The organism is Pseudomonas veronii (assembly GCF_002028325.1).
Classification (GTDB): Bacteria; Pseudomonadota; Gammaproteobacteria; order Pseudomonadales; family Pseudomonadaceae; genus Aquipseudomonas; species Aquipseudomonas veronii.
Genome location: NZ_CP018420.1, coordinates 6640859 through 6654465, shown reverse-complemented (window position 1 = coordinate 6654465; position 13607 = coordinate 6640859). Strand labels below are relative to the sequence as shown.

General features: G+C 61.2%; 13 protein-coding genes. 9 read left to right on the top strand and 4 right to left on the bottom strand.

Translation table 11 applies throughout. The features are described from left to right. Positions 1-91 precede the first annotated feature (91 nt). Positions 92-316 carry a DUF1127 domain-containing protein gene (locus PverR02_RS30660; RefSeq protein ID WP_017846042.1) on the top strand — a complete coding sequence of 75 codons (225 nt, stop codon included), beginning with the start codon at positions 92-94 and terminating at the stop codon, positions 314-316. 1 nt (position 317) lies between these two features. Here the strand turns inward: PverR02_RS30660 and PverR02_RS30655 are convergent, their stop codons facing one another. Next, complete coding sequence (locus PverR02_RS30655) at positions 318-1610, bottom strand: NAD(P)/FAD-dependent oxidoreductase (RefSeq protein WP_079444926.1); 1293 nt, start codon at positions 1608-1610, stop codon at positions 318-320. A gap of 114 nt (positions 1611-1724) precedes the next feature. Here PverR02_RS30655 and PverR02_RS30650 point away from each other — a divergent pair, with 114 nt between their 5' ends. After that, a complete protein-coding gene (locus PverR02_RS30650; RefSeq protein ID WP_017135860.1) occupies positions 1725-2078 on the top strand; it encodes a YkgJ family cysteine cluster protein in 354 nt (117 codons plus the stop codon). Between the two features lie 59 nt (positions 2079-2137). Here PverR02_RS30650 and PverR02_RS30645 read toward each other — a convergent pair whose 3' ends face one another. Then, positions 2138-2626, bottom strand: a complete 489-nt coding sequence (locus tag PverR02_RS30645) for an Lrp/AsnC ligand binding domain-containing protein (protein ID WP_017846039.1) — start codon at positions 2624-2626, stop codon at positions 2138-2140. 155 nt (positions 2627-2781) lie between these two features. Here PverR02_RS30645 and dadA point away from each other — a divergent pair, with 155 nt between their 5' ends. The 6 genes from dadA to PverR02_RS30615 all read left to right on the top strand — a co-directional run bounded on the left by dadA (position 2782) and on the right by PverR02_RS30615 (position 8879). Beyond that, entirely contained in the window at positions 2782-4083 is a 1302-nt protein-coding gene (gene dadA / locus PverR02_RS30640) for a D-amino acid dehydrogenase (RefSeq protein WP_017846038.1), read from the top strand. Next, positions 4055-4408: a RidA family protein gene (locus tag PverR02_RS30635; protein WP_017846037.1), complete on the top strand. Its 354-nt coding sequence runs from the start codon at positions 4055-4057 to the stop codon at positions 4406-4408. The genes dadA and PverR02_RS30635 overlap by 29 nt, the downstream gene beginning before the upstream one ends. A 78-nt stretch (positions 4409-4486) precedes the next feature. Beyond that, on the top strand, positions 4487-5560 hold the full coding sequence (alr, locus tag PverR02_RS30630) for an alanine racemase (RefSeq protein ID WP_079444925.1): 1074 nt from the start codon (positions 4487-4489) through the stop codon (positions 5558-5560). Between the two features lie 116 nt (positions 5561-5676). After that, the gene (locus PverR02_RS30625) at positions 5677-6225 is read left to right on the top strand and encodes a cupin domain-containing protein (RefSeq protein ID WP_046381653.1); all 549 of its coding nucleotides are present in this window, start codon (positions 5677-5679) and stop codon (positions 6223-6225) included. 181 nt (positions 6226-6406) lie between these two features. Next, on the top strand, positions 6407-6820 hold the full coding sequence (locus PverR02_RS30620; RefSeq protein ID WP_079444924.1) for a c-type cytochrome: 414 nt from the start codon (positions 6407-6409) through the stop codon (positions 6818-6820). Between the two features lie 136 nt (positions 6821-6956). Beyond that, the gene (locus tag PverR02_RS30615; protein WP_079444923.1) at positions 6957-8879 is read left to right on the top strand and encodes an acetyl-CoA hydrolase/transferase C-terminal domain-containing protein; all 1923 of its coding nucleotides are present in this window, start codon (positions 6957-6959) and stop codon (positions 8877-8879) included. A gap of 131 nt (positions 8880-9010) precedes the next feature. Here the strand turns inward: PverR02_RS30615 and PverR02_RS30610 are convergent, their stop codons facing one another. Beyond that, positions 9011-9583, bottom strand: a complete 573-nt coding sequence (locus PverR02_RS30610; RefSeq protein ID WP_017846032.1) for a xanthine phosphoribosyltransferase — start codon at positions 9581-9583, stop codon at positions 9011-9013. A 58-nt stretch (positions 9584-9641) separates the two neighbouring features. Then, positions 9642-11651 carry a DNA helicase Rep gene (rep, locus tag PverR02_RS30605; RefSeq protein ID WP_046381655.1) on the bottom strand — a complete coding sequence of 670 codons (2010 nt, stop codon included), beginning with the start codon at positions 11649-11651 and terminating at the stop codon, positions 9642-9644. Between the two features lie 255 nt (positions 11652-11906). On the opposite strand from rep, the gene PverR02_RS30600 reads away from it, so the two are divergent. Further along, on the top strand, positions 11907-13571 hold the full coding sequence (locus tag PverR02_RS30600) for a putative bifunctional diguanylate cyclase/phosphodiesterase (protein ID WP_017846030.1): 1665 nt from the start codon (positions 11907-11909) through the stop codon (positions 13569-13571). Positions 13572-13607: the final 36 nt, after the last annotated feature.

Sequence of the window (13607 nt, the reverse complement as noted above, 5' to 3'; positions counted from 1 at the left end):
TGGATTTAATAAAATTTGGTTGAATCTGTAATGGTTTTGTTCACTCGCTCATTCTAGTCACTCATGGCAACCAGCAAATGAGGACGACAAAATGAACGGCATGAGCGATGTGCGGCTGACGTTACACGGCCAGGAACTCGAAGCGGGGCAGGCGCGGGCGATGTCGGCCCCGACCCGCAACCGCTGGAGCCTGTTCTGGCACCGTCGCCACACGCGCAAGGTGCTGCTGGAGCTGACTGCCGAGCAACTGCGGGATATCGGGTTGACCGCCGAGCAGGCGCGCCAGGAAGGCTTGAAGCCGTTCTGGCGCAGTTGAGTCACACCAGTTCTTTCAACCGGTGCCAGAGCATCCCCAGCGCCAACAGCGGCGAGCGCAAGTGCTTGCCGCCGGGGAAGGTGATGTGCGGCACCTGGGCGAACAGATCGAAACGTCCCTGCTGCTGGCCGCTGATGGCTTCGCCCAGCAGCTTGCCCGCCAGGTGTGTCGCGTTGAGGCCATGACCGGCGTAGGCCTGGGCGTAATACACATTGGGTTGATCTGCCAATCGGCCGATCTGCGGCAAGCGGTTGGCACCGATGCCGATCATGCCGCCCCATTGATAGTCGATCTTCACGTCGGCCAGTTGGGGGAACACCTGCACCATCTTCGGCCGCATGTAGGCGCCGATGTCCTTGGGGTCGCGTCCGGAATAGTGGCAGGCGCCGCCGAACAGCAGGCGACGGTCGGCAGACAGTCGGAAGTAGTCCACCGTCACCCGCTGATCACACACCGCCATGTTTTGCGGCAGCAATTGGGCCGCCTGGGCGGCGCTTAACGGCTCGGTGGCGATGATATAGCTGCCGGCCGGCAGCACTTTGCCGCTCAGCAGTGGGTTGAGCCCCTTCAGATAGGCGTTGCAGGCCAGTACCAGGGTCTTGGCGCGCACATTGCCGCGGGCGGTGTGTACGTTGACCTCGGGGCCGTAGTCGATGCGCGTCGCTTCGGAGTGTTCGAACAGTTGCACGCCGAGTTTTTGGGCGGCAGCTGCCTCGCCGAGGGCCAGGTTCAGCGGGTGCAGATGGCCCGAGCCCATGTCGATCATGCCGCCCACGTAGCGCTCGGAACCGATCACGCTGCCCATTTCGCTGGCTTGCAGCAGGCGTACTTCGTGGCGATAGCCCAGGTTGCGCAACTCTTCGGCGTCTTCGGCGAGGCCGAGCAGGTCGCGGGGTTTGTTGGCCAGGTCGCAGTAGCCCCAGGTCAGGTCGCAGGCGATCTGGAAACGCTCGACGCGCTCGCGCACGATTTCTACCGCCTCCAGGCCCATCAGTTTCATCTGGCGCACGCCGTCGGTGCCGATCACGTTGGTGAATTGCTCCAGGCCATGGCCAACGCCGCGGATCAACTGGCCGCCATTGCGCCCGCTGGCGCCCCAGGCGATCTTGCGCGCTTCCAGCAGCACCACGCTGAACCCGCGTTCGGCCAGTTCCAGCGCGGTGTTGAGCCCGGAAAAACCGCCGCCGATCACGCACACGTCGGCCACTGTTTCGCCGGCCAACGCCGGATAGTCGGGTTGCGGCAGGCTGCTGGCGGCGTAGTAGGAAGCGGTGTGCCGGGCGCTGGCAGTCATGGGAACATCCCCGTTTGGAAAATTTGACGCAGGATACAGCGGTCGGACGAAGCTGTCTCACCGCGGGGTTTTGCGGCAGAATCCACGCCTATTCGCCGTTCGGTACGTGTTTCGATGAGTTGCAACAGTCAGAAAATCAGCGCATTGCGCCGACAGATTCCCTCGTTCGAGTGCGTCCCCGGTTGCCACGATTGCTGTGGGCCGGTGACGACTTCACCCGAGGAAATGTCGCGCCTGCCGCGTAAGACCGCTGCCGAACAGGAAGCCGCCATGGACGAGTTGAACTGCGTACACCTGGGGCCCAATGGCTGCACGGTGTATGACGAGCGCCCGCTGATCTGTAGGCTTTTCGGCACCACAAAGACCTTGCCGTGCCCCAATGGACGGCGGCCGGTGGAGCTGATTCACCCGCGGGTGGAGAAGCAGATCCACGAATACATGGCGAGTACCCGGCAGGTGCTGGTCTAAATGTGGGAGTAAGCAAGCCCCCTCCCACATTGACCCGGTTGTGTCAGTCAGTCAGTCAGTCAGTCGGGGATGGGCAGATTGAGGCTCTCTTTCACCTCTTCCATCACGATATAGCTCTTGGACTCCCGCACATGGGGCAGTTTGAGCAGGATGTCGCCGAGCAGTTTGCGGTACGAGGCCATCTCGGAGATCCGCGCTTTCACCAGGTAGTCGAAGTCCCCCGAGACCAAGTGGCATTCCAGCACATGGGGCAATTTCAGCACGGCGCGGCGGAATTCTTCAAAGGTGTCGCCGGATTTGTAGTCGAGGCTGATCTCGACAAATACCAGCAAACTCGCCTTCAAATGCTGGGGGTTGAGGCGTGCGTTGTAGCCCATGATGATCCCTTCACGCTCAAGGCGGCGCACGCGCTCGGTGCAGGGGGTGGTCGACAGTCCGACCTTTTCCCCCAGCTCCGTGAACGAAATGCGCCCGTCGGCTTGTAGGATGCGCAAGATGTTCCGGTCGATCTTGTCCAGCTCCCGTTTGGTCTGGGTGTTGGTACGCATAGGGGATACGCCTCTGTGAAAAGGGTTGTTGCCAAGAATTGTCGCCAAATATAGGCATTTATATAGTGAAATGCACTGGTGATTGCTTTTTATACTGCTCACATCATTGCTCGAACAACACACGTCGGCGGTCAAGCCGCGATGAGGATATAAAAATGCGCGTTCTGGTCTTGGGTAGCGGCGTCATTGGTGTGACCAGTGCCTACTATTTGGCGCGAGCCGGTTTTGAGGTAGTCGTGGTCGACCGCCAGCCAGCCGCGGCCATGGAAACCAGTTTCGCCAACGCCGGCCAGGTCTCTCCAGGCTACGCCTCGCCATGGGCCGCGCCGGGTGTGCCGCTCAAGGCCATCAAGTGGCTGCTGCAACGCCACGCGCCGCTGGCGATCAAGGCCACCGCCGATATCAATCAATACCTGTGGATGGCGCAGATGCTGCGCAACTGCACCGCCAGCCGGTATGCGGTGAACAAGGAGCGCATGGTCCGCCTGTCCGAGTACAGCCGCGATTGCCTCGACGAACTGCGCGCTGAAACCGGCATTGCCTACGAAGGCCGCAGCCTCGGTACGACCCAACTGTTCCGCACCCAGGCGCAGCTCGATGGCGCTGCCAAAGATATCGCCGTGTTGAAAGAGTCCGGCGTGCCGTTCGAATTGCTCGACCGTGCCGGCATCGCCCGCGTCGAACCGGCCCTGGCCAGTGTCACCGACATCCTCGCCGGTGCCCTGCGCCTGCCGAACGACCAGACCGGCGACTGCCAGATGTTCACCACGCGCCTGGCCGACATGTGCAAGCAGTTGGGCGTGGAATTCCGTTTCGAACAGGACATCCAGCGCCTCGACCACGCCGGTGATCGCATCAACGGTGTGTGGATCGACGGCAAGCTGGAAACCGCCGACCGCTACGTCCTGGCCCTCGGCAGTTATTCGCCGCAGTTGCTCAAGCCGCTGGGGATCAAGGCGCCGGTGTACCCGCTCAAGGGCTATTCGCTGACCGTGCCGATCACCAACCCGGCGATGGCGCCGACGTCGACCATTCTCGACGAGACCTACAAGGTCGCGATCACCCGTTTCGACAACCGCATCCGTGTCGGCGGCATGGCTGAAATCGCCGGTTTTGACCTGTCGCTGAACCCACGTCGGCGCGAAACCCTGGAGATGATCGTCAACGACCTTTATCCTCAGGGCGGCAATCTGACCGAAGCAATCTTTTGGACCGGCCTGCGTCCGACCACACCGGACGGTACGCCGATTGTCGGTGCCACCCCGTTCAAGAACCTGTTCCTGAACACCGGCCACGGCACCCTCGGTTGGACCATGGCGTGCGGCTCCGGTCGTTTGCTGGCTGACCTGATGGCCAAGAAAACGCCGCAGATCAGTGCCGAAGGCCTCGATATTTCCCGTTATGGCAACCACCAGGAGTCTGCAAAACATGTCAATCCAGCGCCAGCTCACCAATGAGCGCATGAGCCAGATCGTTGCCCACGGCGGCACCGTGTACCTGGCAGGGCAAGTCGGCGACGACCTGAGTGCCGGGATTGAACAACAGACCCGTGAAACCCTGGCCAATATCGAGCGTTTGCTGGACTTGGCCGGCACTGACAAAAGCAAGCTGCTGTCGGTGACGATCTACCTCAAAGACATCGACGCCGACTTCGCCGGCATGAACGCGGTGTGGGACGCATGGCTGCCCAAAGGCGTCGCCCCGGCCCGCGCCACGGTTGAAGCGAAACTGTGCGAGCCACAAATCCTGGTGGAGCTGTCCGTCGTGGCCGCCCTGCCTTAAGCAACGATCCCTCTCCCGGTACCGATGCGGTTGGTCGGTGCCGGTTTTTTTCACTCTGCCGCCTAGAAGCCTGCCGCCATGCGTCCTGCCCGTGCCCTGATCGACCTCCAAGCCCTGCGCCACAATTACCAATTGGCCCGTGAAGTCACGGGGGCCAAGGCCCTCGCTGTGATCAAGGCCGATGCCTACGGCCATGGCGCAGTGCGCGTGGCCCAGGCGCTGGAAGCCGAGGCCGATGGTTTTGCCGTGGCCTGTATCGAGGAAGCACTGGAGCTGCGGGCTGCCGGTATCCGCGCGCCGGTATTGCTGCTGGAAGGGTTTTTCGAAGCCGACGAGCTGCCGCTGATCGTCGAGCATGATTTCTGGTGTGTGGTGCATTCGCTGTGGCAACTGGAGGCCATCGAGCAGGCGGCCTTGCGCAAGCCCCTCACCGTGTGGCTCAAACTGGACTCGGGCATGCACCGCGTCGGCCTGCATCCCAAGGACTACCACGAGGCGTACCAGCGCCTGCTCGCCAGCGGTAAGGTGGCGAAGATCGTATTGATGAGCCACTTCGCCCGCGCCGATGAGCTCGATTGCGTGCGCAGCAATGAACAAGTGGCGGTGTTCGAAGCGGCGCGCCAGGGGCTGTCGGCCGAGGTCAGCCTGCGCAATTCGCCGGCGGTGATGGGCTGGCCGAAGGTGCCCAGCGACTGGGTACGCCCCGGCATCATGTTGTACGGCACGACGCCGTTTGGTGAAGACCAGGCCACCGCCGCGCGCTTGCAGCCGGTAATGACCCTGGAATCGAAAGTCATCTGCGTGCGCGAACTGCCGGCCGGCGAGCCGGTGGGCTACGGTGCCAAATTCATCACGCCGAAACCGATGCGGATCGGCGTGGTTGCCATGGGCTATGCCGACGGTTATCCACGTCACGCCCCCACCGGCACGCCGGTGCTGGTGGCGGGGCAGCGCAGCCAGTTGCTCGGCCGCGTGTCCATGGACATGCTGTGCGTCGACCTCACCGACGTGCCCCAGGCTGGCCTCGGTTCCACCGTGGAGTTGTGGGGCAAGAACATCCTCGCCAGTGACGTCGCGGCCGCCGCCGAGACCATCCCCTACCAGATCTTCTGCAACCTGCGCCGCGTGCCAAGGCTCTATTCCGGGGCTTGATCGGCCTCTACGAACGGTGCGGGGGAGGATTTAGGCCCAAGTGTTGTAAATACTGAACGCTGTCGCCATGATAACGCTCAATTACAACAAAGCCTGAATCCTAGGAGGCTCCCGCATTGGACGTCGGCGAACGACTGCAATCCATCCGTAAACTGAAGGGTCTTTCCCAGCGCGAGCTCGCCAAGCGTGCGGGTGTCACCAACAGCACCATTTCGATGATCGAAAAAAACAGTGTCAGCCCTTCCATCAGTTCCTTGCGCAAGGTGCTGGGCGGCATTCCCATGTCGATGGTCGAGTTCTTTTCCGAGGAAATCCTCCAGGAAATACCGACCCAGGTCGTCTATAAAGCCAACGAACTGATTGATATCTCCGACGGCGCCGTCACCATGAAACTGGTGGGTCGCGCACATCCGAGCCGGGCGATCACGTTTCTCAACGAAATTTACCCGCCTGGCGCCGATACTGGCGAAGAAATGCTCACCCACGAAGGCGAAGAAACCGGGATTCTGGTGGAAGGTCGCCTGGAATTGGTCGTCGGTCTTGAAACTTTTGTGCTCGAAGCTGGCGATAGCTACTACTTTGAAAGCACCAAGCCCCATCGTTTTCGTAATCCGTTCGATGTGCCGGCGCGACTAATCAGCGCAGCCACGCCCGCGAACTTTTGACAGAAGAGGCGTCCTGCCAGCATTGCAGAGACTCCCGCAGCGTATTCCGTGAGACTGAATCTCCCTTTGCTTAATAGGGTTGTTTCAGCCAGACGGGCTAACCGTTATACTTTCGCCGCCTGCGAAACCGTGGCCGCAGGCGTGAATAGCCACCATTGAGGGTGAACGCGTGAACCTAATTATGAAAATGCTGGCTGCACCAGCAACCGTACTGGCCCTATGGGCTGTCAGCGCTCAAGCTGCGACCAATGATGACATTGCCAAGCGCTTGGAGCCTGTTGGCCAAGTGTGTGTGCAGGGGCAGGAGTGCAAGGGGATGGAAGTCGCCGCAACAGCGGGCGGCGGCGGCGGTGCGAAAACACCGGATGAGATCATTGCCAAGCACTGCAATGCATGCCACGGAACCGGCCTGTTGGGTGCTCCGAAAGTCGGCGACACCGCCGCCTGGAAAGACCGCGCCGACCACCAGGGCGGCCTCGACGGCATCCTGGCCAAGGCGATCACGGGTATCAATGCCATGCCGCCAAAAGGCACCTGTGCTGATTGCACGGATGCTGATCTGAAAGGCGCGATCAAGAAGATGTCCGGGTTGTAATCCAGCGATCTTCGTCAAAAATGCCGCTTACGAGCGGCTTTTTTGTGCCTGCGATCGAGGGTTGAGGCTGTTCTTTGCAACCAAGACGGGCCACTCTCTATCCAACCCCTAATCATCAAATGTTCAGGAGGGTCGGATGGTGCAGTTATGTTCAATCGAGCAAGCCGTTGACGACGTACTCGCGCGCTTGCCGGCGCATATCCACATGGGCCTGCCCCTGGGCCTGGGCAAGCCCAATCTGTTCGTCAACGCGCTGTACCGACGTGTCGCCAAGCTGCCGGAGCGGGCGCTGACGATCTACACCGCCTTGAGCCTGGGTCGCCCGGCGTTGGGCGATGGCTTGCAGAAGCGCTTCCTGGAACCGTTTACCGAGCGGGTGTTTGGCGACTATCCCGAGTTGGATTATCTCGCCGATCTGCACAAGGACAGCCTGCCGGTGAATATCCACGTCCAGCAATTTTTCATGCAGCCCGGCAGCCTGCTTCACAGCCAATCCGCGCAACAGGACTACGTCAGCAGCAACTACAGCCATGCCGCGCGCGATATCTACGCCGCCGGCCTGAACCTGGTGGCGCAGTTGGTGGCCAGCAGCGCCGAGCACCCCGACCGGCTGAGCCTGAGCTGCAACCCCGATGTCACCCTCGACCTGCTGCCGATGATCGCCAAGCGTCGCGCCGCTGGGGAAACCGTGCTGATGGTCGGCCAGGTCCACACCGATTTGCCCTACATGCCTGGGGATTCGGAGTTGGGCATGGATGCGTTCGACTACCTGCTCGATGAAAAGGACAGCAGCACGCTGTTCTCCACACCGAATATGCCGGTGGGTTTCCAGGACCATTTTATCGGCCTGCATGCCAGCACCCTGGTGCGCGATGGCGGCACCTTGCAGATCGGTATCGGTTCGATGGGCGATGCGCTGACCGCCGCCTTGCTTGCGCGCCAGGCCGATAACGAAGCCTATCGGCTGCTGCTGACCGACCTCGATGTGTACCGCTGGGCGGCGCTGATCAGCCGTGAAGGGGGCGTCGAGCCGTTTGCCAAAGGCCTTTATGGTTGCAGCGAAATGTTCGTCAACGGCCTGCTGGTGCTGGCGGATGCGGGGATTGTGCGGCGTAAGGTCTACCCGGATGTGGCGACGCAGGAACAGGCAAACGCCGGCCTGCTCGATGATGCGGCCCAGCCCGACGGCATTTCGATCCATGGCGGTTTTTTCGTTGGCCCGCGTAGTTTTTACCAACGCTTGCAGGACATGACCCTCGCCAAGCGTCAGGCGTTCAACATGACGCGCATCAGCTACATCAACGAGCTGTACGGGCAGGAAGAACTCAAGCGTTTGCAGCGTCTGGATGCGCGGTTCATCAACAGCGCGATCGTGGTGACCTTGCTCGGCGCCGGGGTTGCCGACCAACTGGAAGGTGGCCACGTGCTCAGTGGCGTGGGCGGGCAGTACAATTTTGTTGCCCAGGCCCACGCGCTGGAAGGCGCGCGCGCGATCCTGATGTTGCGCAGCTGGCGCGAGGCGGCGGGGGAGGTCAGTTCCAATATCGTGTGGGAGTACGGCCATTGCACGATCCCACGGCACCTGCGGGACATTGTCATCACCGAATACGGAATTGCCGACTTGCGCGGTCAGACCGATGCCAAGGTAATTGAGGCGTTGCTCAACATCACCGACTCCAGGTTCCAGGGCGACTTGATCGAGCAGGCGCAAGAGGCCGGCAAGCTACCCCGGGATTTCCAGCTGGACCCGCGCTTTACCGACAACACTCCGCAGCGGCTCCAGAGCCTTCAGGCCCGGCATCGCCGGTTGTTTCCGGAGTATCCGCTGGGCACCGATTTCACGGATGTCGAACGGGACCTGTTGCGGGGGTTGAACTGGCTCAAGAGCAAATTCAAGCTGAGCGAGATTTTCGACCTGGGCAAGGCGGCGCTGGATGCACCGGAGCCGGAGGTGTTTCCCGAGCATCTGAAGCGGATGGGGTTGGACCAGCCGGAAGGGCTCAAAGAGGACGTGTATCAGCGGCTATTGCTCGCCGGCCTCCAGGCCACCGCGCACTAAATGTAGGAGGGGGCTTGCCCCCGATAGCGGTGTATCAGTCACACAAATGTGTTGGCTGAGCCACTGCTATCGGGGGCAAGTCGAATCGTCGCACCGCCCCTCCCACAGTTTTAACCGGGTTCCGTCAGCGATTACTCGATGAAGGTGACGACACCACCGCTCAGCGACTTCACGCGCGCCAGCGATTCAACCCGATAACCCTGCGCATCCAGCTCGGCACGCCCGCCCTGGAACGACTTCTCGATCACGATCCCCAGGCCGGCAACGGTGGCGCCGGCCTGCTTGATGATCGAGATCAGCGCCTGGGACGCCTTCCCGTTGGCCAGGAAGTCATCGATGATCAGCACGCGGTCGCTGCTGGTCAGGTGGCGCGGCGAGATCGCTACGGTGCTTTCGACTTTCTTGGTGAAGGAATACACCGTTGCCGACAGCAGGTTTTCGGTCAGGGTCAGGGACTGTTGCTTACGGGCGAAGATCACCGGCACGCCGAGGTTCAGGCCGGTCATGATTGCCGGGGCGATCCCCGAGGCTTCGATGGTGACGATCTTGGTGATCCCCGAATCCTTGAACAGCGCGGCGAATTCGTCGCCGATCAGTTTCATCAGTGCCGGGTCGATCTGATGGTTCAGAAAGGCGTCGACTTTGAGTACCTGATCGGAAAGCACGACGCCTTCTTCGCGAATTTTCTTGTGCAGTGCTTCCACGGAACGCTTCCTCTAATGGCGCACGGTGCGCCGAAAGTAGATTAAAAAATAGTCGATTCTAGCGCTTTAACATCGCGCGAATATCCGCCAGGGCGGTGTTGCCGCGAACGGCCTTGACCTCGGTCGGGGTGTCGTCGTTGCCTTCCCAGGCCAAGTCGTCCGGCGGCAGTTCGTCGAGGAACCGGCTGGGGGCGCAATCGATGATTTCGCCGTATTGCTTGCGCTTGGCGGCAAAGGTGAAGGCCAATGTCTGGCGTGCGCGGGTAATGCCCACGTAGGCCAGGCGCCGTTCTTCCTCGATGGTGTCGGCTTCGATGCTGGAGCGGTGCGGGAGGATTTCCTCTTCCATGCCCATGATGAACACGTAGGGAAATTCCAGGCCCTTGGACGCATGCAAGGTCATCATCTGTACACCTTCGGCGCCGTCTTCCTCTTCTTGCTGGCGCTCGAGCATGTCGCGCAGCACCAGCTTGCCGATGGCGTCTTCGACGGTCATTTCGCCGTCTTCGTCTTTTTCCAGGGTGTTCTTCAACGCTTCGATCAGGAACCAGACGTTGCCCATGCGGTAGTCCGCGGCCTTGTCGCTGGAACTGTTGGTGCGCAGCCAGTTTTCATAGTCGATGTCCATGACCATGCTGCGCAGGGCGCTGATCGGGTCTTCGCCGGCGCATTGCTCGCGCACTTTGTCCATGAAGCGCTTGAAGCGCGACAGGCGATCGGTGAAGCGCGTGTCCAGGTGTTCGCCCAGGCCGATTTCGTCGGTGGCGGCGTACATCGAGATCTTGCGTTCGGTGGCGTAGTTGCCGAGTTTTTCCAGGGTGGTCGAACCGATTTCCCGACGCGGTACGTTGATCACGCGCAGGAAGGCGTTGTCGTCGTCCGGGTTGACGATCAGGCGGAAGTAGGCCATCAGGTCTTTGACTTCCTGGCGTCCGAAAAAGCTGTTGCCGCCGGACAGACGATACGGCACCTGATGGTGCTGCAGTTTCAGCTCGATCAGCTTGGCCTGGTAGTTGCCGCGATAGAGGATCGCGAAGTCGCTGTAGGGCCGGTCGGTGCGCAAGTGCAGGCTGAGGATTTCCACGGCCACGCGCTCGGCTTCGGCGTCTTCGTTGCGGCAGCGGATCACGCGGATCTCGTCGCCATGGCCCATCTCGCTCCACAGTTGTTTTTCAAACTCGTGGGGGTTGTTCGAGATCAGCACGTTGGCGCAGCGCAGGATGCGGCTGGTGGAGCGGTAGTTCTGTTCCAGCATCACCACTTTCAGGGACGGATAGTCGTCCTTGAGCAGCATCAGGTTTTCCGGGCGGGCGCCGCGCCAGGCGTAGATCGACTGGTCATCGTCGCCCACCACGGTGAACTGGTTGCGCTTGCCGATCAGCAACTTCACCAGCAGGTATTGGCTGGCGTTGGTGTCCTGGTATTCGTCCACCAGCAGGTAACGTACCTTGTTCTGCCACTTCTCGAGGATGTCGGCGTGTTCCTGGAACAGCTTCACTGGCAGCAGGATCAGGTCGTCGAAGTCCACCGCGTTGAACGCCTTGAGCGTGCGCTGGTAGTGGGTGTAGACGATGGCGGCGGTCTGTTCCTTGGGGTTGCGCGCGTTTTCCAGGGCTTCGGGCGGCAGGACCAGGTCGTTTTTCCAGGCGCCGATCATGTTCTTGATCTCGTCGACGCCGTCGTCGCCCGCGTATTCCTTCTGCATGATGTCGGTCATCAGGGCTTTGACGTCGGTCTCGTCGAAGATCGAGAAACCCGGCTTGTAGCCCAGCCGCACATGCTCCTTGCGGATGATGTTCAGCCCCAGGTTGTGGAACGTACACACCGTGAGGCCGCGGCCTTCGCCACCCTTGAGCAGGGTGCCGACCCGCTCTTTCATTTCCCGCGCCGCCTTGTTGGTAAAGGTCATGGCGACGATGTACTGGGCGCGGATGCCGCAGTTCTGGATCAGGTGCGCGATCTTGCGGGTGATCACGCTGGTCTTGCCGGAGCCAGCACCGGCGAGCACCAATAGAGGGCCGCCGACGTAGTTCACGGCTTCTTGCTGCCGGGGATTGAGTCGGGACATACAGAGTTCAGGGAGTCGTTGTTCAAAAGGGCGGGCATTTTAACAGGCTGGTGAGATTCTGCTGCCTTGGATCGACGGTGTGACGTACCACTCGATCTAAATTTGCCGCTTTTGCTACTTTGCCGCAGGATGTGGGGGTATTTGCGACTTTTGTGCGTACTGCTCGTATTTGATAACTTTTATCATTTGTGAATGCTCGACCTGACGTCATAATACTTGCCGCCAACGAAATCTTGCAGAGTCTAGGGAGCTAGCTTGTCCACGCCTGTCGAACCCTTGCGTTTGCTGCTACTGGCCGATACGCCTGAGTGGGCAGCATTGTTGCGCGAGTGCCTGGTGCCGATGGGCGACGGGGCTGTGCTGATCAGCGCGCCCAACTGGGACTCGGTGAGTCGTCTGTTCGATGACGACCACAGCGCCGTGCTGTTGACCACGCCCAACCTGCAACCCGGCCCGGGCCGTTGCAGCTTGCCGTGCGTGTTGTTGCTGGAACAGGAGCCGTTGGTGGCGCCCCTGGGAGTCAGTGACTGGCTGATCCGTCTTGCCATGGACGCCGACACCCTGCGCCGCTGCCTGCGCCATGTGCGCGAACGTGGCGTGCTGGAAAACACCTTGCAGCGCCTGGCCGAACAAGACCCGCTGACCGGTATCGCCAACCGCCAGGGCTTCCAGACCCTGTTGGCCGCACGCCTGGCAGACAACGAAGGGCGCGGCCTGGCCCTGGGCCACCTGGACCTCGACAACTTCCGTCACGCCAACGATGCCCTCGGCCACCAGGCCGGCGACCGGCTGATCTTGCAAGTGGTTTCGCGGCTCAAGAGCCAGCTCGAAGCCGGCGACCAACTGGCGCGCCTGGGCAGCGATGAGTTTGCCTTGCTGATCGACACCCGCCGCGCGCCCCAGCGTGCCGAATGGATGGCCGAGCGCATCACCGAAGCCATGGCCGAACCGTATTGGGTGGATGGCGAGAGCCTGCTGATCGGTTGCAGCCTGGGCGTCGCGCATGCCCGCGCGCGTGCCGGCGCCGACCCGTTGATGTGGCATGCCCATATCGCCATGCAGCAAGCCAAAAGCACCCAGGGCTGCACCTTTCATATCTTCAACGAACGTATCAACCGCAACGCCCGCAGCCTGGCCGACCTGGAAAGCGAATTGCGCCGCGCGCTGCGTCGCGACGAACTGGAACTGCACTACCAGCCGCGCCTCGACCTGGACGACGGCCATATCGTCGGCCTCGAAGCCCTGGTGCGCTGGCGCCACGGCGAGCGCGGCCTGTTGCCGCCCAGCGAATTCGTGCCGCTGGCCGAACAGAGTGGGTTGATCGTACCGCTGGGTTACTGGGTGATCTCCCGGGCCCTGCGCGACATGCAAGACCTGCGCGAACGCGGCCTGCCGCCGCTGCATATGGCGGTCAACCTGTCGTTCCGCCAGTTCCAGGACAGCCAATTGCTCTCGACCCTCAGCCGGCTGATTGTCGAGCGCGGGGTGGATGCGCAATGGCTGGAATTCGAGCTGACCGAAACCGCCGTGATGCGCCGCAGTGACTTGGTCAAGCAGACCATGGACGCCCTCGGTCGCCTCGGTGTGCGCTTTTCCCTCGACGACTTCGGCACCGGCTTCTCATCGTTCGTCCACCTCAACAGCCTGCCGATTGCCTTGTTGAAGATCGACAAGAGTTTCGTCGGAGGCATGGAAGAGCGTGAAGAAAACCGCAAGCTGGTCCACGCCATGATCAACCTGGCCCACAACCTCAACCTGGAAGTGGTGGCCGAAGGCGTGGAAACCGCGGAACAACTGGCGCTGTTACGTTTGTTCGGTTGCGACCAGGCCCAGGGTTACCTGATCAGCAAACCGCTGCCATTGCCGGAGTTGGTGGACTACCTGACGTTCGGCAAGGACCAGCAGGCTTTGTTGGGCTAGCTCATCCTTTTCTTGCCAACCAACCCCCACATTTCA

Coding starts and splice junctions, on each gene's coding strand:
- PverR02_RS30660 (WP_017846042.1), top strand. CDS start 92: ATGAACGGCATGAGCGATGTGCGGCTGACGTTACACGGCCAGGAACTC.
- PverR02_RS30655 (WP_079444926.1), bottom strand. CDS start 1,610: ATGACTGCCAGCGCCCGGCACACCGCTTCCTACTACGCCGCCAGCAGC.
- PverR02_RS30650 (WP_017135860.1), top strand. CDS start 1,725: ATGAGTTGCAACAGTCAGAAAATCAGCGCATTGCGCCGACAGATTCCC.
- PverR02_RS30645 (WP_017846039.1), bottom strand. CDS start 2,626: ATGCGTACCAACACCCAGACCAAACGGGAGCTGGACAAGATCGACCGG.
- dadA (WP_017846038.1), top strand. CDS start 2,782: ATGCGCGTTCTGGTCTTGGGTAGCGGCGTCATTGGTGTGACCAGTGCC.
- PverR02_RS30635 (WP_017846037.1), top strand. CDS start 4,055: ATGTCAATCCAGCGCCAGCTCACCAATGAGCGCATGAGCCAGATCGTT.
- alr (WP_079444925.1), top strand. CDS start 4,487: ATGCGTCCTGCCCGTGCCCTGATCGACCTCCAAGCCCTGCGCCACAAT.
- PverR02_RS30620 (WP_079444924.1), top strand. CDS start 6,407: ATGAAAATGCTGGCTGCACCAGCAACCGTACTGGCCCTATGGGCTGTC.
- PverR02_RS30615 (WP_079444923.1), top strand. CDS start 6,957: ATGGTGCAGTTATGTTCAATCGAGCAAGCCGTTGACGACGTACTCGCG.
- rep (WP_046381655.1), bottom strand. CDS start 11,651: ATGTCCCGACTCAATCCCCGGCAGCAAGAAGCCGTGAACTACGTCGGC.